Origin of the sequence: Commensalibacter oyaizuii (genome assembly GCF_029953265.1) — a bacterium.
Taxonomy (GTDB): Bacteria; Pseudomonadota; Alphaproteobacteria; order Acetobacterales; family Acetobacteraceae; genus Commensalibacter; species Commensalibacter oyaizuii.
This window is the reverse complement of record NZ_JASBAO010000001.1, coordinates 1,967,805-1,992,171: the sequence shown is the minus strand read 5'-3', so window position 1 is coordinate 1,992,171 and position 24,367 is coordinate 1,967,805. Positions and strand designations below refer to the sequence as shown.

Sequence of the window (24,367 nt, the reverse complement as noted above, 5' to 3'; positions counted from 1 at the left end):
TTATGATGTACCGCTATTTGTTCTGATTTGAATATAAGAACCATTCTCAGTAATATTGCTCAAACAATAGTGGTAAAAATTTGTCAACACAAACTAAATGAGTGAATATTTTAAGAATCATTATAAAAATGATAATCTTTTACACTTCCCAAATAACATTGCGCCACTTTCTAACACTGTTAATAAAAGCCATTTTACAGCCAGGCTGAATATCTTTTTTATAAATCACTGCTTCTTTAATTTTATTTTGTTCTAGTAAATACTGGCGCATTGTTCCATTTAATAAACCTGATCTACAAACAGGGGTAATCCATTCCCCCTCCTTATACAAAATAACATTCCCATTGACAAATTCTGTCACCTCATTACGTTCGTTAAATAACAAACACTCCTGATCCATAGACACTTTAGGATAAAATTCACGTTGCGTAGTTTTATGATATAAAAAGGTGTTTCGGCTGTGCATACCCATTGGTGACCACGTTGCACGCAAAGAAGATAAAATAGGGAAAACTTCACTTATTTGGGTTTCTACTTTACCTGTAGCAGTTAATAATAGCCGAATTTTCCATGATCCATGAGGATGGTTTTGTGCAAGTTGTGCCAAAACCTTTTTAATAGATAAAAAATCATATGAGAAATTAAAATAATGTGCAGACTCTTTCAAACGATCAAGATGATAGTCATATAAAAAATAATTTCCATTTTCTAATAACAGAGTTTCTAATAATTGGTCAGGGATTTTCGATTGATACAACACTTGTGCCTTATGAATAATCTCTTCATATTCATCCTTTGAGGTCGAATCCCATGTAATCCCACCGCCAACACCGTAAACTGCTTGATCTTTATCAATAATCATCGTTCGTATAGGAACTGAAAAAATAGCTTGTTGATTGGGGGTTATAATCCCAAGTGCACCGCAATATATATTTCTAGGCTCTTTTTCTAATTGACAGATGATGTCCATTGTTTTTGCTTTGGGTGCCCCTGTCACAGAACCACAAGGAAATAAAGCTTGTAATATTTCAGTTACCGTCATTGTTGTTGATACAGATGCTGTTACTGTTGATGTTAGTTGCCAAACAGTAGGATATTTTTCTACTGTAAACAGATTAGGTACATTCACAGACCCCTGTAACGCAATTTGCCCCAAATCATTACGCAATAAATCCGTTATCATTAAATTTTCAGCGTGATTTTTTTCGTTGTGTAATATCCGTTGATTGGCATCATCTTCATCATTTGTCACTCCCCTTGGGGCTGTACCTTTCATCGGTTTTGTAATAATAGTACCTTCTTTGAATTCAAAAAATAATTCAGGGGACGCTGATAAAATTTGATAGGATCCTATATCTAAATACGCACTGTAATTAGCCTGTTGCGCTTTCAATAAGTGGAGATAAAATGCGTATGGATCTTGCTTAAATTGAGCATACATACGCAGAGTATAATTAACCTGATATGTATCCCCAATGGCAATATGGTGCTGTATTTTTTCAATTGCTTGGCGGTATTCTTCCCATGAAACATTCTCAAACCATTGGGGGTGGGACAAAGATCCTATATTTTTACCAAAAGTGGTTGCAGCCACAGGTTGATCGAAGATTCCGAACCATATCAATGGAAAATCACTAGGGGGGTGCGTCTTTAAATAAGAACGAAATGCGGGTGCTGCTTCATAACTGATAAATCCTGCGGCATAGTATCCTTTAGCAACAGCTTGTTCAACCTGATGTAAACAGGATATAACCTCGTCCAATTTGTTGGTTGCAATTTTATATAATGGTTTTTCAAAACAATAACGATAATCTGCAAAATCAAAACGAAACTTCATATAAATCAACTTGCTTGGAAAAAAACACTATATATTTATGATATTATTTTATAAATTACATGGAAAATGGATTATTTTCCTGCGACAACAACAATAATGTCGCGGCATTTCTGTATTTAGACGCAACCTCACCAACATATTCGTTATTTGTGGTATATACTTTTCCCTTTTTATCAACCATACCGATGTTAACATTGTTCATATTAAAAATATTTCCCTTTTTGTTAACCCTGCCAATATTATCATTTTTACTGTTGTAAAGATAACCATTCGAATAAATCCTACCAACGCTGATATTATTACCGTTGTAAATATTGCCATCCTTACTGATTTTACCAATACACAAGTTATCAACGTTGTATATATAACCAGCCTGATCAATTTTTTGAATACGAATACTAACATGACCAGGATTATTAACTGGAGCAACATTATTATACGAGGTATCTGCTGCCAAAGCAGCTGATGATATGCCTCCCTTTAATGATAAAATCCCAATAGATAGACATAAAAATATAGTATTTAATTTCATTTTTTTCTCTTTACATTGAGTGTATCGCTATTACGCAAAATATTACAAAAATAAAAAGTTGATTATATCATCCTAAATACACAAAATGACATTAATCTGTTATAAAAGAACTAATGTGGTAACAAGGATAATCCTGTTTGACGGTGTTGAGGATCAACATGTCCCTTATAAACGCCAGAATGATCGTAAACATTCCCACTGGCATCCACCCTTCCTCTGTATGTCCCCGAACGATTATATACGCTGCCATTTGAATCCATACGCCCCTGATACGTCCCCGAACGATTATACATACTACCACTTGAATCCATACGTCCCTGATACGTCCCTGAACGATTATATACACTGCCTTTTGAATCCATACGCCCCTGATACGTCCCTGAACGGTTATATACACTGCCTTTTGAATCCATACGTCCCTGATACGTCCCTGAACGGTTATATATTCCGCCCTGCATTTGTGCCCACACATCAGATGATAAAAAGCTGGCACCACACAGCAATCCAACCAATAAATATTTAAAGTTTTTCATCTACCTATACTCCTTTGTAATAAAATAATGATTAATCATTTATATCATTCTTCCAATATCAGGACAAAATGAAACATATTTGAAGGGTGCAGATAAAATCTTGTTCAACTTACACGTATCATATAAGAATATTATTCTTCTATCTTTGCTTCTCAATGTTATGAGTTGAATATGAAATTTTGTAAATTTTCTCTATGGGTCTTTGGAGTATCACTTTGTGTAACCCCAATACATTCTGTTTTTGCGCAAGAACAATGGACAAATCATCTTACTGCTACTTCGTCACAAGAAAAAGCAACTTACCATGCAACGCCCCCTTTAAAACCTGCTAAAAGAAAATCAAAGAATCCTTTACGACATTCTGGATGGCATACGCATCCTGACCCCTATATCGAAGAGGGGGGTGTTTACACAAAGAGGCCCCACCCAGCCTTAACTCAACATCAAAAAACTTTAGATCACTATGGTAATGGCACCCCAAATAGTCATACTCCTCCTCCGTCTGCTGTTTTAAATCAGTCACGATCCACCTTTCAGCAACACGTAAAAATTACTGATCCAACCAAGATGTCTTATATTCCCCCTATTCCCATACCATCGGATAAATAAAAAGCATTGCATTTAACCTGATCCTGTTTCATGTTAACTATTTATTACTTTAATTGTTTTATTGAGATTTGATAACCATGCCTAAAAGTTCATTTTTACAAGAAGCCCAAGCAAGAGGGTTTATTTTCCAAGCAACTGATCTTGAAGGATTAGATGAAGCTTTATCAAAAGGTCAAATCTCTGCTTATATCGGTTTTGATCCAACCGCAGACAGCTTGCATGTCGGATCATTAGTACAACTTATGTTATTGCGTTTACTGCAAAAACACGGACATAAACCTGTTGCCTTATTGGGTGGAGGAACCGCACAAATTGGTGATCCTTCTTTCCGTGAAGAAGCACGCAGCTTGATGACCCAAGAAGTTATTGATGCCAATTTAAAAGGAATTGAACAAAATATTCGACAAATTGTCACCATCGATAATGGACCAAACAGCGGAATATTGGTCGATAATGCCGAATGGTTAAAAAAACTGCCTTATATTGAGCTTTTACGAGATGTAGGAATTCATTTTTCTGTTAACCGCATGCTATCTTTTGATTCTGTTAAAACGCGTCTGGATCGTGAACAAGGATTATCATTTCTTGAATTTAATTATTCAATTCTACAATCCTACGATTTTCGTGAATTAAATCGCCGTTATGGTACTGTCTTACAAATGGGTGGTTCTGATCAATGGGGCAATATTGTTTCTGGGGTTGAATTGGTTCGACGCATGGAAGGTAAACAAGTCTTTGGATTAACCGCCCCTCTTTTAACAACCAGCTCTGGTGCAAAAATGGGGAAAACAGCCAAAGGTGCCGTGTGGTTAAATGCTGAAAAATGTTCAATATTCGATTTTTGGCAATTTTGGCGTAATACAGAAGATGCTGATGTTGGAAAGTTCCTGAAACTTTTTACGGATCTTCCAATTGAAGAATGTGAGCGTCTTGCCGCGTTACCTGGTGCTGAGATCAACGAAGCAAAGAAAATTTTAGCAACCGAAGTAACAGCAATCTGTCACAATAGAGCAGCTGCAGAGCAAGCACAACAAGCAGCACAGGAAACATTTGAACAGGGGAAATTGGCACAAACAGGTTTACCTGAAATTACCTTACCCGCCAGTGAATTGGCAGTTGGAATCCCAGCCTTTAAATTATTTGCCCTCAGCCATCTAAGCAACAGTAACGCTGAAGCCAGACGTCTAATTCGTGGAGGAGGTGCCAAATTAAATGATCAAAAAATTGAAGACGAAGGACAAATCATAACCACAAATGACTTGCATGAAAATGTTTTAAAGTTATCTGCAGGTCGTAAAATACACCTATTGGTTAAATTTCAGTAACTTATTTGAAATGGATATCACAAAACGTAACTGATATTTTACTGTCTAAATAAGTAAGAAGTTATCTGAATCTAAATAATATCATAACCATAAGTTGTAGCCTTCTAAAAAAAAGCCTTGTTCTTTTGATTTAAAGAACAAGGCCAAAGATACGAGGTAACCTAAAATATCTCTCGGTCCCTATTCCTTTTCATCTTGATAGGGACGACCATAATAAGAATCTAATAAGATCTGTCTTAACTCTGCAATCAAAGGATAACGGGGGTTAGCGCCTGTGCACTGATCATCAAATGCATCCAAAGCCAGTTGATCGACGCGATCTAAAAACTCTTTTTCTCCAATACCAAATGCTTGAATGGAAGCAGGAATATTAAGCTCTGCTCTTAAGGATTCCAACCATGCAATCAATTTACTAACTTTAACCGATTCTGTATCAGATTGATGAGTTAATCCTAAGTAATCAGCAACTTGGGCATAGCGTTCCACTGCTTGGGGATGCCCATACTGACTAAATGCTGCTTGTTTAGTTGGATTATTAGTCGCGTTAAACCGGACAACATTGCTGATTAAAATCGCATTGGCAATGCCATGGGGGATATGAAACGCTGCCCCAATCTTATGCGCCATAGAATGACAAATCCCTAGAAAGGACTGAGAAAAGGCGATTCCTGCGATGGTTGCTGCGCTATGTACTTTTTCCCTAGCAACAGGGTTTTTAGCCTCTTCAGTATAACTTGCCAACAAATACGTTTTTAGTAGTCCCAGCGCTCGTAAAGCCTGACCATCTGAAAATTCGCTGGCTAGGACGGAAACATATGCTTCCAAAGCATGAGTAATCGCATCATACCCACCTGCAGCACATAAGGATTTAGGCATATCCATAACTAGATTTGCATCAACAATAGCCATATGTGGGGTCAAAGCATAATCAGCCAATGGGTATTTCTGTCCTGTCTCATCATCGGTAACTACAGCAAAAGGTGTAACTTCTGATCCTGTACCAGATGTTGTCGTAATACAGATCAGTTTGGCTTTTTCCCCCATTTTTGGGAAACGACAAATACGTTTGGATATATCCATAAATCGTAATGATAAATCCTCAAAATTAGTCTCTGGATGTTCATATAAAACCCACATCAATTTTGCCGCATCCATGGGCGATCCACCACCAAGGGCGATAATTGTATCGGGCTTAAATAATTGCATTGCCTGTGCACCCTTACGCACAATACTTAGAACTGGATCAGCCTTTACCTCATAAAAAACTTCACAAATAACCCCATGACTTTGTAATTGATCCACAATTTGTTTCACATATCCATTTTCATACAAAAATGAATCCGTTACAATAAAAGCACGTTTGGCCCCTTGGGTTGCAACTGCATCCAACGCGGGCAACAAAGAACCACGACGGAAAATAATAGAACTGGGAATGATGTGACACAACATATTTTCTGCTCTCTTGGCAATCACTTTAGTATTGAGAAGGTGCTTAGGACCAACATTTTCTGAAACAGAGTTTTTACCCCAAGCCCCACATCCCAACGTCAGAGATGGAGCTAAATTAAAGTTATAAATATCCCCAATTGCACCGTGGGCCGCAGGTTGATTAATCAGTACCCTGCCCGTTTGCATTTTACCGCTAAAATAATCAATACGATCCTGACATTTTTCTTGATCTGTATATAATACAGATGTATGACCAAGCCCCCCCATATCCACCAATTTCTTTGCAATATCTACAGCTTCATTAAAATCGCTAGCCTTAAACATCGCAAGTACCGGAGATAGTTTTTCATGAGCAAAAGGTTCACTATGTTCAGCCTTAGTAACCTCACCTACTAAAATTTTAGCTTTTACGGGAACTTTAATTTTTGCAAGTTCAGCGATCTTAAACGCTGATTGACCTACAATCTCTGCATTTAAAGAACCCTTTTCATTTAGAATAATACTACGCACTGCTTTTGTTTCATTGGTATTTAAGATATGCGCACCATATTCTTTTAATAATTGCTTTACCTCTTCATAAACAGATGCAACGACAACGATTGCTTGCTCTGATGCACAAATCATCCCATTGTCAAAAGTTTTAGACAATAAAATAGAAGAAACTGTGCGTTTTAAATCAGCACTATCATCAATAACGACGGGTGTATTTCCTGCCCCCACCCCAATTGCAGGCTTGCCTGAGCTATAGGCAGCTTTTACCATTCCAGGACCACCTGTTGCCAAAATCGCTGCAATCTGTGGATGCTGCATAATTGCACTAGATAATTCTACCGAAGGCTCGTCAATCCAACCAATAATATCCCTGGGTGCCCCTGCTGCAACTGCTGCATCTAAGACGACTTTTGCGGCTGCAATGGTACATTTTTTTGCACGAGGATGCGGGGAAAAAATAATCGCGTTACGAGTTTTTAAACTGATCAATGCTTTAAAAATAGCGGTAGATGTCGGGTTTGTAGTCGGAATAATTCCACAAAGTATACCCATTGGTTCGGCATAGGTTACAGTACCAAAGGCTTTATTTTCAGAAACAACACCACAGGTTTTATCATTTCTGTATTTATTTAATATATATTCGCTTGCGAATGAATTTTTAATTACTTTATCTTCAACAATTCCCATCCCTGTTTCCAAAACAGTTTGTTGTGCTAAAGGAATACGTTGAGCAAAGGCTGCTTTGGCAGCTACCATAAATATTTTATCAATCTGCTTTTGTGAATAAGAAGAGAAAATATCTTGGGCTTTTTTTACTTTGGCAATTAGGGTATCCAGCTCCGATAAATTCGTGACTGTCATTAAAAATCTCCTAATTCTATTAAAAACGCTTAAATAATAATTTTTCTAAAATCTAAAATTATTCAAATCTTTTAGGTAAAGAACCATAAAAACTTGTCATATTATCGAAAATTATAAATAAATATTAGCTAATTATAAGCTATTGTCCAAGCATTTAATCACGCCATTTTTAACAAAAATTTCTTGATTAAATTAAATATTCTAATTAAAATATTCAGTTCATAAAAATTTATTTTAAATACTTTTTTTATATTATTTTATAAATAAATTTTAAATTCCTAATATAACCTGTAATAATATTATGAATTTTATATCTTATAAAAAATTTAATAATGTTTTTTTCTATTTTTAAACCATATTATGAAAAATTTTTACAAAAAATATTCACAACATACAAAATTATTGATATAATGTAACAAAATAAAAAGCGCATCAACAAACAGAAGAATTTTCTTCTGTTTGTTGACTTATAACTACTACGTCAGAATTTAAATATAACTTCTTCCTGTAAATTTAGACCACACTACTGCCAATTGATCCCCTATCCCCCGTTTTGCGGGTATATGATCCCATAATATTGACCGCTTTAAATCACGTTTAGCAAGGGTAATTGGTAAAATTGCTGCATTTTTCTTTCGCCCTAACGCCTTTACTTTTTTACCAGCATCTAAATAGATATGTACCTTCTCAATTAGCAACATTCTAATTTGTGCAACAATCTCAGCATTACTTACAATTCCATCATCCGTTCTAATTAAATGTAAATTTTCAATCGTCTCAGTCGGAAAAGGACAACGCCCTATCTGTAACATTTGCGGTAAATAACGTGCCATTCGAACAATATCGTATGCGACCCCTAAGGCCCCCACCGCATATAATTGTGCTTTATCCTGTATCCCTAAAATAGAAGCAATAGTTTGTTGCAACGCACCAGAAGATAGCATCATCATATGATCCCAATGCTCCCAATCTTTGATACCATCTAACTCTATTTCTCTAGCTTCAATCATCGATAATAAAACACTAGGATTTAAAGTTTTCTGGGCAATCGATTCTCTGATAAAAGGTGCTATTTCGTGAGTTCTATCTTTGCCTTCTATTAATTCCCGCCACCATTGCAGACGAATAAACCCTGCCATCGGCCCTGCAACGGACCATGATGCTGGCAAAGCAACTGCACGTGTTATTTCAATATAAAACGCAGTCAATCGGAATACGAGCTCTCGATGGGGTGGAGGAATAAACAACGTGCAAAAAAAACGATCTGGATCATTTTTTTGAACATATTGTGCACAAAAAGAAAGTAAAGAAGATGTGTTTTGGTTGGGCATAAAAATACTGTATGATAAAAGAATTCAAAAGAAAATTATAAACGTTTTACGATTAAACCTTTATAAATGTCGTAATAACTTTTATATATATAAATAATAAGAACTAAAAAGGTCTTATATTAAATTTAAGATAACGAGGAACAAAATGACATTTGAACTTGCACAACTCCCATTCCCCCCCAACTCTTTATCTCGTTTAGGGATGAGTGAAGAAACATTACAATTTCATCACGGAAAACATCACCAAACCTACGTAAATACATTAAATGACTTGGTTGCTGCCAATCCTGCACTACAAGGTAAGACCCTCGAAGAATTGATTGTAATGGCCGCTAAAGACGAAGCCTTAACCCCTGTATTAAACAATGCAGGTCAACATTACAACCACAGTATGTTCTGGAATTCAATCAGCCCAGATGGCGGAAAAATGTCTTCATCTTTTGAAGAACGCATCGTCAAAGATTTTGGATCTGTCGATAATTTTAAAGCTGAATTTAAAAAAGCAGCAACCACTCAATTTGGTTCTGGTTGGGCTTGGTTAGTCTTAGACAATAGCGGTAAATTAATTATTACTAAAACACCAAATGCAAAAAGTCCACTTTCTGAAGGCCAAGGTAAGGCTCTGTTAACCATTGACGTTTGGGAACATGCATATTACATCGATTTCCGCAATCGTCGCCCAGACTTCGTTGATAATTTCCTAAACAAACTAGCAAATTACGATTTTGCTGAACAGCAATTAAACGCTAAATAATTACGTTTAATAGATAATAAAAAGCCCGACACTATATGTCGGGTTTTTTAATTTATTAGGCTTTTTCTTCTTTTTCCTTAACTTCACTGGCCGCAAGCTCAATTTCTTTAACAGGCTCGGCTGTTTTTTCTTTATCTTTATTATTTTTACCTATCGCTGCTTTGACCTTTTTATTGCCCTTATTGGCTTCGTTGGCTTGCATTGCTTTACTTTCCAATACCGTTGTCACGGTACTGCGTAAAACTTTTACCCGAACATCGCTGGATAATTCAACTTCCATTTCATCGGAATCTTCTTGGTTACGAATAACAGTTGCAACAATTCCACCCGCAGTTACAATTTTATCACCACGACGTAATGACTTCATACTTTCACGTAACTGTTTTGCTTTGGTTTGTTGTGGACGGATAATCATAAAGTAAAAAATTAGAAAAATTCCAACAAAAGGCAACAAGCTGACGATCATTGACCCACCCCCAGCACCACCGCCACTGGCTTGCGCATAAGCAGAAGGAATCAGCAAATCCATAATATTCATCATTAAGTTATTTCCTATCATATCCACACGATGTATAGTTATTTAATTCAAATAGATACCCTTTTTCATATTACATATAAAGCAAAACTCCTACTAAAATTATTTGGAAAAAACAAATGAATGCTGATCTGATCCCTTTACTAGAACGTATTGCAACGGCACTAGAACAATTATCCCCTCCAAAACCACATATTGATAATGTTCATCAAGCCAATGCCTTTATGTGGTCGGCTTCTAAAAATTGCCTAATCCCTATTGATGACGTAACCTTTGTTGACGTTTCATTATTACAGGGTCTATCCCATCAAAAAGCCACCTTATTTGAAAATACCTTACATTTCGCCAAGGGTCTGCCTGCTAATAATGCTATGTTATGGGGTGCTCGGGGGATGGGAAAATCCTCGTTAATTAAATCTGTACACCAAGAGGTCAACAAAGAACTGAAAGGTCAATTTGAAGAAATAAAAATTATTGAAATTCCGCGAGATGATATTCACTCTCTACCAACCCTATTACAATTATTAAAGCCCTTACCACATCGTTTTATTATCTTTTCAGATGACTTATCTTTTGAAAAAGAAGATCGCGATTACAAAGCCCTTAAATCCGTTTTGGATGGTGGCATTGCAGGCCGGCCAAACAATGTCTTATTTTATGCCACCAGTAACCGCCGTCACTTAATGCCACGTGACATGATCGAAAATGAAAGCTCTACAGCCATTAACCCATCTGAAGCAATTGAGGAAAAAGTCTCTTTGTCCGATCGTTTTGGATTATGGATTGGGTTTCACAATTGTGATAAAACACTTTACGATAACATCGTCAAAGCCTATGCCAAAGATCGCAACCTATCTATTTCAGAAGAGGACCTTCTTGCCCAAGCTAATGAATGGTCTATCACGCGGGGTTCTAGGAATGGCCGTGTAGCTTGGCAATTTATCGAAGATTTAACTGCAAAATTAAAGAAATAAGATAAATACCACTTCAGTCCCTGCTACTTTCTAAGTGTATTTTTCAATCATATTCAAAATAATAAAAAATAAAGTAGTATTTGATATTTACTTCTTCAAAAGCACAGTTTTGAAACTGTGCTTTTTATTTTAGTCCTTTAAAACAAAAACGATGCCTAAATCCAGCGACACTGTGATGGATATATGATTAGCATTTCAACTGCATTTTTTATTAAGATCAAGAAATAAGATTAATCTACATCATTCTATAAAAAGAGGCTGTGATTTGATCAACCGATTTTGCTTAATCCCCCCATATAAGGACGCAGAACTTCTGGAACCGTAATTGTGCCATCTGCATTTTGATAATTTTCCATCACAGCCACCAATGCACGCCCTACTGCAACACCAGAGCCATTCAGTGTATGCACGAATTCAGGTGAAACTTTTTTCCCTTCTTCTGCCTTGGGACGAAAGCGCGCATTCATACGGCGTGCCTGAAAAGCCTTGGTATTCGAACAAGAAGAAATCTCACGCCAAGCTTGTTGACCAGGCAACCAAACTTCTAAGTCCCAAGTTTTAGCAGCACCAAATCCAGTATCTCCAGAACATAACAAAATACGGCGATAAGGTAGGCCCAGTTTTTCTAATACTGTTTCCGCACAACGGGTCATTCGTTCATGCTCTGCTTCGCTTTCATCTGGTGTGGTAATGCTGACCATTTCCACTTTGTAAAATTGATGCTGACGAATTAATCCACGCGTATCACGTCCAGCAGCCCCAGCCTCACTACGAAAGCAAGCTGATAAAGCCGTTCTACGAATAGGTAATGCTTCTACAGCGATTAATTCATCTGCTTGCATCGCTGTCAACGGTACTTCTGCAGTGGGGATTAACCAACGATCATCTGTTGTACAAAAAGATTGATCACCAAATTTAGGCAATTTATCCGTATTATACATGGTTTGTTCATTCACCAGTAATGGCACAACATGCTCTATATATCCGTGTTCATTCGTATGCAAATCTAACATATACTGGCCCAAAGCCCGATCCAGCCTTGCCAACGCCCCTTGCAAAATACTAAAACGCGCCCCTGATAGTTTAGAAGCAACTGTGAAATCCATCATGCCTAATTTTTCACCCAGCTCAAAATGCTGTAATGGTGTGAACCCTAATTCTTTGGGTTCCCCCCACTGGTGGATAATGACGTTTTCGGTTTCGTCTGCACCGTTTGGCACTTCTGGTGCCAGTCGATTAGGAAGTCCAGCCAAAATCTCGAATATCTGCGCATCCAACGCATCTGCTTTGGCTTGAATAGCTTCTAATTCTTGGCGTAAAGCAATCCCTTGCGCTTCTAATTCTGAAGTATCTTGTTTATCTCGTTTTAACTGTCCAATTTGTTTAGACAAATTATTACGATCTGCCTGTTTTTGATGCAAATCATTCAATAAGGAGCGGCGTTCTTCGTCATATTTTAATAAATCGTCACTGATAGGGGCAATTCCACGACGTGCCAAATCGTCATCAAAAGCAGTCGGATCAGCACGCAACGCGCGAAAATCATGCATTATAAGTTCTCCTCAAATAATTTAGGCTCTACCAAACGAGCAGAAAAAATAGAAATTTCATATAAAATAATCAGCGGAACCGCCAAAGATATTTGCGTAATCACATCAGGTGGGGTCAAAATCGCTGCAATAACAAAAGCAATAACATAAGCATACCGTCTAAATTTTTTTAGTTTAGCAACCGTAACAAAACCAACTTTGGCCAACAGAGTCAATAAAACAGGTAATTCAAACGCAATACCAAAAGCCAAAATTAACCGCGTTACCAATCGCAAATACTCAGAAACCTTAGCCTGTAATTCAATATGCATCTGATTACCTGCCCCATCAATTTGAAAAGATAGAAAGAATTTCCATGCCATTGGAAAAACAAAATAATAAGCCAAGGCAGCCCCTAGTATAAATAAAAACGGAGTAGCAATTAAAAAAGGGGCAAATATTTTTTTTTCATTTTTATATAATCCAGGTGCAATATAGATCCAAGCTTGGGTAGCAATCATGGGAAAAGATAAGAACGTAGCTCCGAAAAAAGCGACTTTAATATTTGTAAAAAAAGCTTCTGTCAGATCTGTAAAAATCATCTGTGGATGTTGCCCCTTGGCCCGTAATGCACTTTCTAAGGGGTGGGCTAAAAACAAGTAAATTTGTTGGGAAAAATGATAACAAACTGCAAAACTTATAACGAAAGTAACCACACACCAAATCAAACGACGACGCAATTCAATGAAATGCTCCATCAATGGCATGGCCTTATCATTTAATGTTTCTGTTTCTTGATCACTCATAACCATCTCTGTTCTTTATATTTCGCGATTTGGGGTGGTATCATCGGTGGTGATGGTGGTGATGCGCGTCTAACTTGCATCCGTTGGGCAACTGGCGGTGGGAAAAATGTGGGGGCAGGATCATCACGTTCCAATGCCTCGACATCGATATCATTATCCACATCCTCTTCAACGCCAGTATGATCCACCGCTGACCCTATATAAGGTGTCGGATTAATATCGGTTGTCTCGAACCCCTGATTCCCTGAACCTGTTAATGCTGTGTGAGAAGATAAGGGAGGATTTTTAAACGTATCTTGCAAAGAACCATCCCGATCAATTGCGCCTAATATGACCCCTTTAACATTCATGTGGCGCAATTCCATCAATTGATCTTTGGCCTCTTTTAAATCAGTATCTTTGACCATTTCATCAACTTGATTATGAAATTCCCCCGCCATTTTGCGACATTTTTTCAATGTATCAGAAAACCAACGGATAACTTTTGGGAAATCCTTCGGCCCGATAAAAATCATACTGACAATCCCAATCAATAAGATCTCTGCCCAAGAAAAATCAAACATCTTTTGTTATTGCCCCCTCCATTCCCCAACCATCACGATGATTATGGTATATGTTTCTTCATTTTATCTATACGGGTTCTGAACATAAAATGCAGCAACTAATTTCACAAATCTCCAGGGGTTTGATATGGGATATCGGCAAATAACTCTTCTTTTTTAGGCAAGTCCTGCAAATCATTTAATCCCAAATATCCCAAAAATTCTTTGGTCGTTCCCCATAAAGTGGGACGACCTGGAACCTGTTTATGTCCACATGGTTTAATAAGCATATTTTCCAGTAAACTGTCTAAAACATTTTGATTTAAACTAACCCCACGTATACGTTCAATATCTGCCCGTGTACATGGTTGATGATAAGCAATAATGGCCAAGGTCTCCATCGCAGCCCTTGAAAGGCGCTTGGGTTTAACAATAACTTTTACCAGATACGGGGCCCATTCTTCGGCGGTGCGAAATTGCCATCCCCCACCTATTTGACATAGTCGTATCCCTCGATATGCATATTCTGCCTGTAAATCCTTTAATACTTGCTGCAATTCCGTAATAATTGTTGGCATATCCTTAATAATTACGGAATTTTTCATTAAAAGATCCAATATCATTTTCTCTGATACAGGCTCAGGTTGTGCAAAAATAAATGCTTCAATCAACCCTTTTAATTCATTCGGAATTAAAGTCATAAGTCGGACTCTCTTTCCTCTAAATGCTGATCGCTTTGCTTACGTAATTGAATTTGGCCAAACTGTTCTTTTTGTGTCAATTCAATCTGACCCGATTTAGCCATTTCCAATCCTGCTAGTAACGTTCCACTCCATGCGGCTTTGACCTGCCGCAAGGTCATTTCAGCAGTAGCATTTTGCCCAGCAATAACCGTATAGTGGGGCAAAAATGCATCCAATACGTGCCACCCTGGTATATTACTTTGCCCAAGTAGTCTTTTTAACCGTGATAGTGCATCTTTAACGGTCCAAAAATTAAAAGATCGCAGACGCCATTCTTTTTTCTTATTTTTTTTGCGCATAGAGGTTACATAAGCACTGATAAATCGCGATAAATCCAAAATAACCCCAGAAGAATCAATTTTTGTTCGATCCTCAAAATAACCACGAATAAATACTTCATGCCCACACAACGGACGGCTTTGCATCCATTGGGCGACTTTGTTAATGCGCTCTAGCTCCTCAAGACGTTCTTGTAATAAATCGACTGCCTGTTCTGTATCCTCAATATCTGTTGGTTTTTCAGGCAATAATAAACAGGACTTTAACCATGCCAACCATGCCGCCATCACCAACCAATCCGCGGCCAACTCCAAACGAATTTTCTGTGCTGATTCAATAATATCGAGATACTGCTCTACCAAAGGTAAGATTGCAATACGCGCCAAATCAACCTTTTGCGTGCGCGCAAGTTGCAACAATAAATCCAGTGGCCCTTCAAACCCTTCCAAATGAACAACAAAGGATTCAGAGGACTGAATCCTTTGTTCAGAAAAATTCTCTATGGATTTTTCCATATTATTGCACAGTAACCTTAAAAGTTAGCTGGCGTACAAGCAATGCTTTTTGCCTTTAGCTGACTACAAAAAGCACCAGCCTGTGTTTTAGATGCGAAACCCTTAACACGTAAACGATATACTGTATTGCCGTTAACCTCAGCCTTTTGAATAGTAGGAGAATGTCCGCCCAATAATTCAGGTGCTTTTTTACGTAAAACTTGCCATTGCTTTTGCGCAGCACTTTCAGAACCCAACGCAGACAATTGAACCCCAAATTTGCCATTGGAAGATGTAGCAATAGCTTGCTTTTTCACTGGTTTTTTAGGCTCAGTTTTTACCGTCTTTTTAGTTTCCACCGATTTATGCTGAGGTACATCATGATGTTTCACATGTGTTTTCTTTGGAGGCGCAACGGGTTCTGGTACATTTTCTGATGCACTGTTATTAGCAGCTGTATTCGTTGACGGCGCAACAGGAGATACACCACCCGATGGCGAAGATGTTTGCCCACTTTGCCCCGAAGACGTCTGATTAGTCGCAGTAGCAGGCGGCAAGGCAGGTGGTTTTGCATATTGTTCTGCTAAGGCCGATGGATTTGGCTGTTCTGGTCCTGGTGCCAGTGTAGTTTGACCTGGTATTCCACCCGCTGGGTTATTAGGATCTGGCACGGTATTGACCCCAACTCCTAATCCAATAGTTTCTACATTTCCTGAACTCGCAATTTTTTCTTTGGCAGGTTCCGTGGGAGGTTCAAAAACTGGGATACCTCTGTTGGATGATCCAAATAACATCCATCCCCCAACAAACAAGACCAATAAAGCACCAATACTGCCTGCGGCATAAGTTAAGCGACGACTGCCAGAATCACCACGTCCCAATGTTTCCATAAACCCAAACCGAGAAGGCTTTTTACGATCATACTCTTGATCGTCATATGGATATTCCTCGTCGTCATGATAGGGGGACGCCATACGTTCACGATCATTATAAACCCGTTGATTTGGATGCGGGGCTGGCCTGTCACTGTGATTATCCAGCGCATCTTCATCGAAAAATGATTTTCTCTTTGAAGGGTCTGGTGAATTGGGGTCTATCATCTCATTTCCTCTACCGGTTCAACACCTAAAATCATCATCGCAGAACGAATAACACAAGCAGTCGCTTCTACCAACGCCAAACGTGCCATCGTTCCTGAAGTATCATCTTCTTGAATGAAACGTAATGTCGCATCATCACGTCCAGCATTCCATAACGCATGAAAGTCAGCAGCAACTTCCATCAAATAATACGCAATACGGTGCGGCTCTCTGACCAAAGCGGCACTTTCTACCACTCTGGGCCATTGGGCAAGACGACGCATAACGGCTAGCTCTGCATCACTTTGCAACTGATCCAATTTTGCCTTGGCTAATTGTGCAGCACAAATTACATCATTACCAAATTTTTCTATGGCCGAACGCAATACAGATCGACAACGTGCATGTGCGTATTGTACGTAAAATACGGGATTATCGCGTGTCTGCGCAACAACTTGCTCCAAATCAAAATTCATTTGGGCATCTGCTTTACGCGTCAACATCGTAAATCTTACTGCATCTTTACCCACTTCATCGATCAAATCCCGTAACGTAATAAAAGTTCCTGCCCGTTTGGACATTTTTACCACTTCACCATTACGAACCACACGCACGATTTGACACAAAACCACTTCGAAATCAACAGGTTTTTGATTGGTTAATGCCTTAATTGCAGCACGCATGCGTGGAACATACCCACCGTGATCTGCCCCCCAAATATCAATTAATACTTGGGCTCCACGTTCAACTTTATCATAATGATATCCGATATCATTAGCAAAATATGTCGCAGACCCGTCTGATTTGCGTAAAGGACGATCGACATCATCACCATAAGCTGTAGATTTAAACAGAGTTTGTGGGCGTTGTTCCCAATCTTCAACAACCTTACCTTTTGGAGGTTCCAAAACACCCGTATAAAGCAGCCCTTGTTCTTTTAGCGATTCTAGGGCTTTATCTGCCATTCCAGAATGTAAGATAGATAACTCGGAAACAAATATGTCGTGATGAACACCAAGTGCTGTTAAATCATCACGAATGCCAGCCATCATGGATTCTAGCGCACATTTGCGGACCGTTTCAAACCACGTGGGCAACGGCAAGTTTTCGCTGCCATTTAATAATTTATCCCCATAATCTTGGGCCAACTTTTGCCCAACAGGAATTAAGTAGTCCCCTTGATATTGCAATCCCGTCGGCATAATATGTTTGAAACGATCCTCAAACATTTCTGCCGGACAATCTTGCCCCAAGGCTTGTAAATACCGCCAATATGTTGCCCATGTCAGTGCAATCACTTGCGCACCAGCATCATTAATATAATATTCTTTGGTAACATCAAATCCAGTTTTAGCCATCAAATTGGCCAACACATCGCCAACCACAGCACCTCGACAATGACCAACATGCATTGGCCCTGTTGGATTAGCAGAAACATATTCAACATTTACCTTTGTACCATGACCAATCTTACTGGCACCAAAGATCTCTCCTGTTCGTAAGATCGTACTTAACAAATTTTGAAACATCTTGGTCGAGATTTTTAAGTTAACAAAACCGGGCCCTGCGGGTTCTGCATGATCAATCCCATCAATTTGTTTCAAATAATCTGCCAATTCCACGGCCAACTCTTGAGGACGACGTTTGACAAACTTTGCAACGATGAGTGCTGCATTCGTTGCCATGTCCCCATGAACAGGATCTTTGGTTGGGGTCAATTCGACGCGATCTATTATTGTTTGGGGTAATTCTGGCACGGTCTGTCGTAAAGCTTCTAAAACAGAATGACGGAAGAACACGTACAGATTATGATCATTCATATAAAAACTATCTTTCTCAAAACCAAATGAATATTTGAATTCCCTTTTACCGAACCCTTTGTAAAAAAGCCATTCTATCTTTTATATAACACTAGTAAATAACTTAGGCCAATACCGCTAAATCCGTTAAACGCTGATATTCCTCGATCGCGTAACGGTCAGTCATACCAGCTATATAATCTGCCACAACGCGTAATTCACCTTTTCTTTGCTTTCTTTCAGAGGCTTTTTGTAATCGTTTTTGCCATTCTTTGGGTAATAAATCAGTATTCTCTGATAGAATTGAAAATAATTCCTTTACTAATTGTTTGCCTTTACGACTCATACGATTCACACGCCAGTGATAATATAGATTCTGGTATAAAAACTGACGAATCTGTTGATTGGCTTTACCCACCTCGTCACTAAACTGTACTACCCCTATTTTCGCGTATCGAATATCATCAACGTGCTTGGGTGCCAAGGCCTCTATATTACGCAAAGTTTGCGTTTTTAAATCGGTAACTAAATAATCGATAATCCTGCGAATCATCTCATGTCGTAACCTATTATCAAAGTGTTCGGTGAACTGACAATCATTCATTGCTTTTTTAGCTTCGTGCAAGGCTTCTCCTACCAAAGGCAAATCTCTCAACTCATTTAGATTTAATAACCCCGCCCGTAATCCATCATCTAAATCATGACTATGATATGCGATGTCATCGGAAATGGATGCAATTTGAGCCTCGGCTGAGGCGTAACTAGATAATTCTAAAGGGTAATATTGGTTATATGTTTGTAAATACGGATCTGGCTTTAAAACAGGGCCATTATGTTTTGCCAGCCCTTCTAAACTCTCCCACGTTAAATTTAATCCGTCAAAATGAACATAACGTTGTTCAAGACGTGTAACTTGGCGAAGAGATTGATCATTATGGCTAAAACCATTATATTCCTTCATTACTTCTTGTAACGCCCATTCCCCTGCATGACCGAAAGGCGGGTGCCCTAAATCATGTGCCAATGCTAAACACTGAGTCAGATCTTCATTCAATTGTAAAGAACGCGCAATCGAACTGGCAATTTGTGCCACTTCAAGAGAATGTGTTAAACGTGTTCGGAAAAAATCACCTTCGTGATTAATAAAAACTTGTGTTTTATATTGTAATACACGAAAAGCCGTCGAATGAACAACACGATCCCTATCCCGCTGCCATGGTGTTCGGCTAACGGATTCCGCTTCGGGATAAACGCGCCCTCTGGCACTCGTTTCTTGTACAGCATAGGCAGCCAGTTTCATGATTATGCCTTTTCTATATTTGTTATAAATGACAAAACGTAATAGAATTAAATTTAATCAGCAAAATTTCTAAAAATTAATTGGTTTTGCATTTACGCTATCTTAATCATTTAATATTATCATAAAATATATCACATATTCATTTATACTAGGTCTATATTTTATGAAACTTGCCACTTGGAATGTCAACTCTGTTCGACAACGAAAAGAACTTGTTCAAGAATGGTTAAAAAAAGAACAACCAGACTGGCTTTTTCTACAAGAAATCAAGTGCCAAACCGAACAATTCCCCGTCCAGTCATTTGAAGATTTGGGGTACCAAGCCGTTGTACATGGCCAAAAAGCCTATAATGGTGTTGCTATTTTAAGCCGTCACCCATACCAATTACACTATACTACCCTGCCTGACCTCGACGAAAAAAATCCTCAAGCACGCTATATTGAAATTGAAAGTGAAAATATTATTTTGTGCAATCTATACCTTCCTAACGGAAATTCAGGGGGAGAGGAAGGTTTTCAACGAAAAATCGACTTTATTAACGCCTTAATATTACGTGCAAAAACATTACTGGAACAAAGAAAGAATTGTATTTTTGCTGGAGACTTCAATATTTGTCCAACAGACCAAGACTTCGCACCTGAAACTCTATCTGCCGAAGATGCCTTAATCAATCCTCAGAGCCGTCGAGGCTTTTACCAACTATTGTGGGCTGGACTAACAGACGCAGTTAGATCCCTCTACCCTACACAGCATTACTATACCTTTTGGGACTACACTCGGGGGGCTTGGCAACGTAATGCAGGACTAAGAATTGACCATGCCTTGTTATCCCCAAAAATTGCCGAGCAACTTTACAAAGTTACTATTGACAAAAAGGAACGATCCAAAGAACAGCCTTCAGATCATGTACCTTTAATAATTGAATTTTAACTTACAAAAAAATGCTGCTTTTAACAGCATATTCATACTAAGATGCCATCCAGTGCGGAGTTGCTGTTTTGTATGGTGTCTCAAAATCTTCGATTACATTCCAAAACTTATGATGATCTAGTATAATCAAAGAAGGTGATTTTGCCTCTCCCTTGATACAACGATATAAAATTCTGTTGATTGCGCGATTAAAGACTCCCGGTCCTGTTTTATATGCGATAAACAAATCTTTATGCATGTAGGAATTATGATATAAAGTACGAATACATTCGTTCAAAATAGGACTATTGGCAACAGAACCAAAGAAATCATTGTGAACAACATAATTGTCTGTCAACAAAAACACGTGTTCGTACGCTGTTGAAATAACAGAATAAAATTGTTCTATTGATCTAATACGTATATCGGCATCCAACCACCAACCACCATAATGATTGATGACATGAATACGAAGGAAATCTGCTGCTTCAGCAGGATGACGTGCAGAAAGAAAAATATGACGAGCCTCAACGCCATAATTTTGATAAAGCCACTCTGTTGCTTCTGCTTTATCAAAAATTCTTAAATTAAAATGCCCTAGTTGCTTTTGATAATCAAAATTTTGCGTAACTTCAGGCGGAGGATTTTGATCCCAATACATAAATAAATTATTTGGAATAACGTTGAAAGCTGCTTTACTACATTCCCTAGGACTGATAGACACCACCGGATTAGGGTTGAAAATATCCATCATAATAGAGAGGTAAATGCGATCTGCCTCTTCCCCCGTTGGAAATTCTTCATAACAATTTTGCATTACCGAAATGGCAGATAATGCATCATTATTTTCTTTATATTGTTTCCAACCAGTTAAATAATTATAAAAAGGAATACTAAGATTTTTTAACTGTTCTAGCTCTTCATCCTTTATAGGCAAATTGCCTTTTAAAAGTGCAACTATTCTAATCATCCACAAGATATGGCATAATGGATATTCTGCTGGACTTTTCGAGTGCATATTATAAGCAAGTTTGAAAAGAAAAGCAGCTTCAGCATAAAAGTGATTTGTGCTCAATATATTGCCAATATCATATGCCGCAGTTACGTCATTTAAGCCACGCTGCTGATATACTTGTAATGCTTGAGGACATATAGACAACATGTCCGTATAATCTATAGACTGATTTTCTTCCATCACTTTATACCTAATACCTAAATAAAAATATTATAACAATTTTAAACAGGGATACTATAACCATCTATACATATACACCAGATTTTTATGTTGAGGTCCAAGTCCCCCCCTGTTTATACGCAACAGGATATTGTTCTGTTATTTTATCAAACATTTTCTGATCCATTAATTTTAAAGAGGGCATCTCCTTAACTGCCCCGTCCATGCATCTAAAATAAGCACGGTTTATAGCCCTCATAAACACGCCAGGTCCTGTTTTATATGAAATGAACAAACCACCATATTCATAACAGTTACGATAAATTGATAAAAGGCAGTCTTTCAAAATAATATTATTGGCTGTTGCTGCAAAAAAATCATTGTGAACAAAATAACCATCTGTTAGCAACAACACGTTATCATAATTTCTTGGAATATATTTTTCTAATAGTTCTTCCGAGGTGATTTTTAGATCTGCATCAACCCAAAAACCACCATACAAATTAATGACATGAACTCGCAAAATATCGGCCGCTTCAGCAGGGTGACGAGATTTTAAAAAGATTGTCTTCGCTTCTTTGCCATAATATTTGTAAAGCCATTCTATTGCTCTATCCTGGTCAAAAACCTCGACATTATAATTTTTGAATTGTTGATGATGCTCTATATTTTGTCTTACATCATCAGGCATATTTCGATCCCAAAAGAAGAACAAATTTCTTGGAATTTCTGTTTTTCTAATTTTATTGGGAAAATTTCCCTTGCTTAAACCTTCGTAAATTAAACGCAAATAAATGGTATCAATTTCTTCACCCGTATGAAACTGCTCGTAGGTGTACCCAATTTTCTGCAAAGTCTCTATAATAGATAGATTACCTTGACGATGTTGTTGCACACCAACGATATAATGGTATAAAGGCTCTGACAACACTTGCAATCGATTTAAATCGCTATCCTCAAGCTCTGCTCCAGCTTTCACTAGACAAAGTAACTTAACTTGTAATAAAATTTCTTCCCTAGGATGACCTTCAGGATCATCTTTTCTATAATCAATAGCTTCTTGATAAAAAACAGCAGATTCTTTTAGAAAGCCATGCATGTGTAGGTGATTTGCAATGTTAAATGCGGTCATGACATCATGACACCCGTGTTGCTGAAATAATCCTTCTGCAACGGGACACTCTTTAACAAGACCCTTTAAATCATTCTCATCTATCATTGATCTAACCCTGATGACGTCATAAATTTAGACCAAAGCACAGAAAATTGGCCTAAATTATTCTAAAATTACTACGTGAAACCGAAGATTGTTGCCAACAATATAGTGATTACCAGGATATGTATAGGACAAAAATATCACAAATTAGAATATTGTAATTTACTATTGTTATTATACCATAATAAAATGTCTTTTTTAGTAAAGTTTTTTATCTCACTGGTTAAATTTTTTATCACAATATCTGAAAAAATTTGTAAACTTACTCTCTCTTCAGAAAACGCATTTGCTTTCTTATTATCTTTTCGTATTATATGACGTTTTGATTGATTAAGGTAGAAAATGCATAAACCATCTATTTTTCGGACCCTTCCGATTTTTATTGCTCTTAGCTTGCCCAGCACGTATGCTATGGCTCATGATCCTGTAACTTATAACTTGTCTTTCCCGATTCCAGCATTATTGGAACAAAAGACACCCGCAAAAATGCAGCATACCGCTGCGTATGGTGAATGGAGCATTCTAGCAGGGCAACATTATGCAAGCCTGTTATGGCAACAGCCTAACTCTTCACTAAAATTATTCGTTACGCCATCAGCTAATATGATTACAATTGATGTTATGGTAAAAAAGAAGGAAAATAGAGCTTTTAAGTTACCTTTCATCACATGGAATATCAAAAATGTTTCCGTCACATTGAATAAAGTTAGCGATCAAAAAGGATGGGTACAATTTTCAACAGCTGTATATACCCAAAATATTGAAAAACTTGTCAACGCCCTGCAAGACGAGTCTCCAATGACATTAAATCTTTCAGCTCTTTCCTCTATTACTATGAATACCCAAGGGTTACACGCTGCAATGGATGATTTTACTCAAACCATTCGACAAAATCATCTTATCGCACCCAAACCTTTAGCCCTTGATACCATAAACCCTAACACTTTCACACCTCTTGATGGAATGTCTCCTAATTTGTTTCCGTTGTATCAAGAAACAAATTACTACATTCGTAAATGTATCGATATGGCGGCCAGTCCAACGCAAGAAAAAACACGTTACGATATTTGTACAAAGCGTAATACATTATTAAAACAAATGCAGACAAAAGGTTGGTGTTGGGGCAGCAGTGATCCAGATCAGCATGATAAAGATAAAAATTGGAGAAAATGCATAATGACTCCTAAAGGTGGTATTGAAAAATTAAAAGATCACAAAAAGGCAGATTTTAAAACAGCCAAAGAAGTATCCAATAATTGATAAT

At 37.8% G+C, this 24,367-nt stretch carries 21 protein-coding genes and 1 pseudogene; 6 read left to right on the top strand and 16 right to left on the bottom strand.

The window, feature by feature from the left end; genetic code table 11:
• Window positions 1–139 precede the first annotated feature (139 nt).
• The 3 genes from pabB to QJV27_RS09015 form a co-directional block, all read right to left on the bottom strand.
• Complete coding sequence (gene pabB, locus QJV27_RS09025; RefSeq protein ID WP_281448595.1) at window positions 140–1,837, bottom strand: aminodeoxychorismate synthase component I; 1,698 nt, start codon at window positions 1,835–1,837, stop codon at window positions 140–142.
• Window positions 1,838–1,892: 55 nt separating this feature from the next.
• Window positions 1,893–2,369 carry a 5-fold beta-flower protein gene (locus QJV27_RS09020; RefSeq protein WP_281448594.1) on the bottom strand — a complete coding sequence of 159 codons (477 nt, stop codon included), beginning with the start codon at window positions 2,367–2,369 and terminating at the stop codon, window positions 1,893–1,895.
• Window positions 2,370–2,479: 110 nt separating this feature from the next.
• On the bottom strand, window positions 2,480–2,902 hold the full coding sequence (locus QJV27_RS09015; protein WP_281448593.1) for a 5-fold beta-flower protein: 423 nt from the start codon (window positions 2,900–2,902) through the stop codon (window positions 2,480–2,482).
• Between the two features lie 171 nt (window positions 2,903–3,073).
• On the opposite strand from QJV27_RS09015, the gene QJV27_RS09010 reads away from it, so the two are divergent.
• Both QJV27_RS09010 and tyrS read left to right on the top strand, forming a co-directional pair.
• On the top strand, window positions 3,074–3,511 hold the full coding sequence (locus tag QJV27_RS09010) for a hypothetical protein (RefSeq protein WP_281448592.1): 438 nt from the start codon (window positions 3,074–3,076) through the stop codon (window positions 3,509–3,511).
• Window positions 3,512–3,588: 77 nt separating this feature from the next.
• Complete coding sequence (gene tyrS, locus QJV27_RS09005; protein WP_281448591.1) at window positions 3,589–4,836, top strand: tyrosine--tRNA ligase; 1,248 nt, start codon at window positions 3,589–3,591, stop codon at window positions 4,834–4,836.
• 180 nt (window positions 4,837–5,016) lie between these two features.
• On the opposite strand, the gene adhE is transcribed toward tyrS, so the two are convergent.
• Window positions 5,017–7,638 carry a bifunctional acetaldehyde-CoA/alcohol dehydrogenase gene (gene adhE, locus QJV27_RS09000; RefSeq protein WP_281448590.1) on the bottom strand — a complete coding sequence of 874 codons (2,622 nt, stop codon included), beginning with the start codon at window positions 7,636–7,638 and terminating at the stop codon, window positions 5,017–5,019.
• A 488-nt stretch (window positions 7,639–8,126) separates the two neighbouring features.
• Window positions 8,127–8,969 (bottom strand): squalene/phytoene synthase family protein, encoded by an 843-nt coding sequence (locus tag QJV27_RS08995; protein ID WP_281448589.1) that lies wholly within the window; start codon window positions 8,967–8,969, stop codon window positions 8,127–8,129.
• A gap of 145 nt (window positions 8,970–9,114) precedes the next feature.
• Here QJV27_RS08995 and QJV27_RS08990 point away from each other — a divergent pair, with 145 nt between their 5' ends.
• Complete coding sequence (locus QJV27_RS08990; RefSeq protein WP_281448588.1) at window positions 9,115–9,723, top strand: superoxide dismutase; 609 nt, start codon at window positions 9,115–9,117, stop codon at window positions 9,721–9,723.
• A 169-nt stretch (window positions 9,724–9,892) separates the two neighbouring features.
• Here the strand turns inward: QJV27_RS08990 and yajC are convergent.
• Window positions 9,893–10,264 (bottom strand): annotated as a pseudogene (yajC, locus tag QJV27_RS08985) (preprotein translocase subunit YajC); the annotation flags it as partial.
• 113 nt (window positions 10,265–10,377) lie between these two features.
• Between yajC and QJV27_RS08980 the strand changes: the two are divergent.
• Entirely contained in the window at window positions 10,378–11,232 is an 855-nt protein-coding gene (locus QJV27_RS08980; protein ID WP_281448587.1) for an ATP-binding protein, read from the top strand.
• Between the two features lie 269 nt (window positions 11,233–11,501).
• Here QJV27_RS08980 and serS read toward each other — a convergent pair whose 3' ends face one another.
• The 8 genes from serS to QJV27_RS08940 form a co-directional block, all read right to left on the bottom strand.
• On the bottom strand, window positions 11,502–12,782 hold the full coding sequence (serS, locus tag QJV27_RS08975; RefSeq protein WP_281448586.1) for a serine--tRNA ligase: 1,281 nt from the start codon (window positions 12,780–12,782) through the stop codon (window positions 11,502–11,504).
• Window positions 12,782–13,567, bottom strand: a complete 786-nt coding sequence (gene tatC, locus QJV27_RS08970; RefSeq protein ID WP_281448585.1) for a twin-arginine translocase subunit TatC — start codon at window positions 13,565–13,567, stop codon at window positions 12,782–12,784. Before tatC ends, serS begins: the two co-directional genes overlap by 1 nt.
• Window positions 13,564–14,130: a Sec-independent protein translocase protein TatB gene (tatB, locus tag QJV27_RS08965; protein ID WP_281448584.1), complete on the bottom strand. Its 567-nt coding sequence runs from the start codon at window positions 14,128–14,130 to the stop codon at window positions 13,564–13,566. The genes tatC and tatB overlap by 4 nt, the downstream gene beginning before the upstream one ends.
• A 104-nt stretch (window positions 14,131–14,234) precedes the next feature.
• A complete protein-coding gene (gene scpB, locus QJV27_RS08960) occupies window positions 14,235–14,810 on the bottom strand; it encodes an SMC-Scp complex subunit ScpB (RefSeq protein ID WP_281448583.1) in 576 nt (191 codons plus the stop codon).
• Window positions 14,807–15,646, bottom strand: a complete 840-nt coding sequence (locus QJV27_RS08955) for a segregation and condensation protein A (RefSeq protein WP_281448582.1) — start codon at window positions 15,644–15,646, stop codon at window positions 14,807–14,809. The genes scpB and QJV27_RS08955 overlap by 4 nt, the downstream gene beginning before the upstream one ends.
• 17 nt (window positions 15,647–15,663) lie before the next feature.
• Window positions 15,664–16,725 carry an SPOR domain-containing protein gene (locus QJV27_RS08950; protein ID WP_281448581.1) on the bottom strand — a complete coding sequence of 354 codons (1,062 nt, stop codon included), beginning with the start codon at window positions 16,723–16,725 and terminating at the stop codon, window positions 15,664–15,666.
• Entirely contained in the window at window positions 16,722–18,524 is a 1,803-nt protein-coding gene (argS, locus tag QJV27_RS08945; protein ID WP_281448580.1) for an arginine--tRNA ligase, read from the bottom strand. Before argS ends, QJV27_RS08950 begins: the two co-directional genes overlap by 4 nt.
• Before the next feature lie 103 nt (window positions 18,525–18,627).
• On the bottom strand, window positions 18,628–19,803 hold the full coding sequence (locus QJV27_RS08940) for a deoxyguanosinetriphosphate triphosphohydrolase (RefSeq protein ID WP_281448579.1): 1,176 nt from the start codon (window positions 19,801–19,803) through the stop codon (window positions 18,628–18,630).
• Between the two features lie 163 nt (window positions 19,804–19,966).
• Between QJV27_RS08940 and xth the strand changes: the two genes are divergently transcribed.
• Complete coding sequence (gene xth / locus QJV27_RS08935) at window positions 19,967–20,734, top strand: exodeoxyribonuclease III (protein WP_281448578.1); 768 nt, start codon at window positions 19,967–19,969, stop codon at window positions 20,732–20,734.
• A gap of 37 nt (window positions 20,735–20,771) precedes the next feature.
• Here the strand turns inward: xth and QJV27_RS08930 are convergent, their stop codons facing one another.
• Both QJV27_RS08930 and QJV27_RS08925 read right to left on the bottom strand, forming a co-directional pair.
• Entirely contained in the window at window positions 20,772–21,908 is a 1,137-nt protein-coding gene (locus QJV27_RS08930) for a glycosyltransferase (RefSeq protein WP_281448577.1), read from the bottom strand.
• Between the two features lie 85 nt (window positions 21,909–21,993).
• Entirely contained in the window at window positions 21,994–23,106 is a 1,113-nt protein-coding gene (locus tag QJV27_RS08925) for a capsular polysaccharide synthesis protein (protein ID WP_281448576.1), read from the bottom strand.
• A 339-nt stretch (window positions 23,107–23,445) separates the two neighbouring features.
• Between QJV27_RS08925 and QJV27_RS08920 the strand changes: the two genes are divergently transcribed.
• A complete protein-coding gene (locus QJV27_RS08920) occupies window positions 23,446–24,363 on the top strand; it encodes a hypothetical protein (RefSeq protein WP_281448575.1) in 918 nt (305 codons plus the stop codon).
• The last annotated feature ends 4 nt before the right edge of the window (window positions 24,364–24,367 follow it).

Bases quoted from the DNA above. Each gene is read 5' to 3' on its own strand.
- pabB (WP_281448595.1), bottom strand. From the start codon at position 1,837: ATGAAGTTTCGTTTTGATTTTGCAGATTATCGTTATTGTTTTGAAAAA.
- QJV27_RS09020 (WP_281448594.1), bottom strand. From the start codon at position 2,369: ATGAAATTAAATACTATATTTTTATGTCTATCTATTGGGATTTTATCA.
- QJV27_RS09015 (WP_281448593.1), bottom strand. From the start codon at position 2,902: ATGAAAAACTTTAAATATTTATTGGTTGGATTGCTGTGTGGTGCCAGC.
- QJV27_RS09010 (WP_281448592.1), top strand. From the start codon at position 3,074: ATGAAATTTTGTAAATTTTCTCTATGGGTCTTTGGAGTATCACTTTGT.
- tyrS (WP_281448591.1), top strand. From the start codon at position 3,589: ATGCCTAAAAGTTCATTTTTACAAGAAGCCCAAGCAAGAGGGTTTATT.
- adhE (WP_281448590.1), bottom strand. From the start codon at position 7,638: ATGACAGTCACGAATTTATCGGAGCTGGATACCCTAATTGCCAAAGTA.
- QJV27_RS08995 (WP_281448589.1), bottom strand. From the start codon at position 8,969: ATGCCCAACCAAAACACATCTTCTTTACTTTCTTTTTGTGCACAATAT.
- QJV27_RS08990 (WP_281448588.1), top strand. From the start codon at position 9,115: ATGACATTTGAACTTGCACAACTCCCATTCCCCCCCAACTCTTTATCT.
- QJV27_RS08980 (WP_281448587.1), top strand. From the start codon at position 10,378: ATGAATGCTGATCTGATCCCTTTACTAGAACGTATTGCAACGGCACTA.
- serS (WP_281448586.1), bottom strand. From the start codon at position 12,782: ATGCATGATTTTCGCGCGTTGCGTGCTGATCCGACTGCTTTTGATGAC.
- tatC (WP_281448585.1), bottom strand. From the start codon at position 13,567: ATGAGTGATCAAGAAACAGAAACATTAAATGATAAGGCCATGCCATTG.
- tatB (WP_281448584.1), bottom strand. From the start codon at position 14,130: ATGTTTGATTTTTCTTGGGCAGAGATCTTATTGATTGGGATTGTCAGT.
- scpB (WP_281448583.1), bottom strand. From the start codon at position 14,810: ATGACTTTAATTCCGAATGAATTAAAAGGGTTGATTGAAGCATTTATT.
- QJV27_RS08955 (WP_281448582.1), bottom strand. From the start codon at position 15,646: ATGGAAAAATCCATAGAGAATTTTTCTGAACAAAGGATTCAGTCCTCT.
- QJV27_RS08950 (WP_281448581.1), bottom strand. From the start codon at position 16,725: ATGATAGACCCCAATTCACCAGACCCTTCAAAGAGAAAATCATTTTTC.
- argS (WP_281448580.1), bottom strand. From the start codon at position 18,524: ATGAATGATCATAATCTGTACGTGTTCTTCCGTCATTCTGTTTTAGAA.
- QJV27_RS08940 (WP_281448579.1), bottom strand. From the start codon at position 19,803: ATGAAACTGGCTGCCTATGCTGTACAAGAAACGAGTGCCAGAGGGCGC.
- xth (WP_281448578.1), top strand. From the start codon at position 19,967: ATGAAACTTGCCACTTGGAATGTCAACTCTGTTCGACAACGAAAAGAA.
- QJV27_RS08930 (WP_281448577.1), bottom strand. From the start codon at position 21,908: ATGGAAGAAAATCAGTCTATAGATTATACGGACATGTTGTCTATATGT.
- QJV27_RS08925 (WP_281448576.1), bottom strand. From the start codon at position 23,106: ATGATAGATGAGAATGATTTAAAGGGTCTTGTTAAAGAGTGTCCCGTT.
- QJV27_RS08920 (WP_281448575.1), top strand. From the start codon at position 23,446: ATGCATAAACCATCTATTTTTCGGACCCTTCCGATTTTTATTGCTCTT.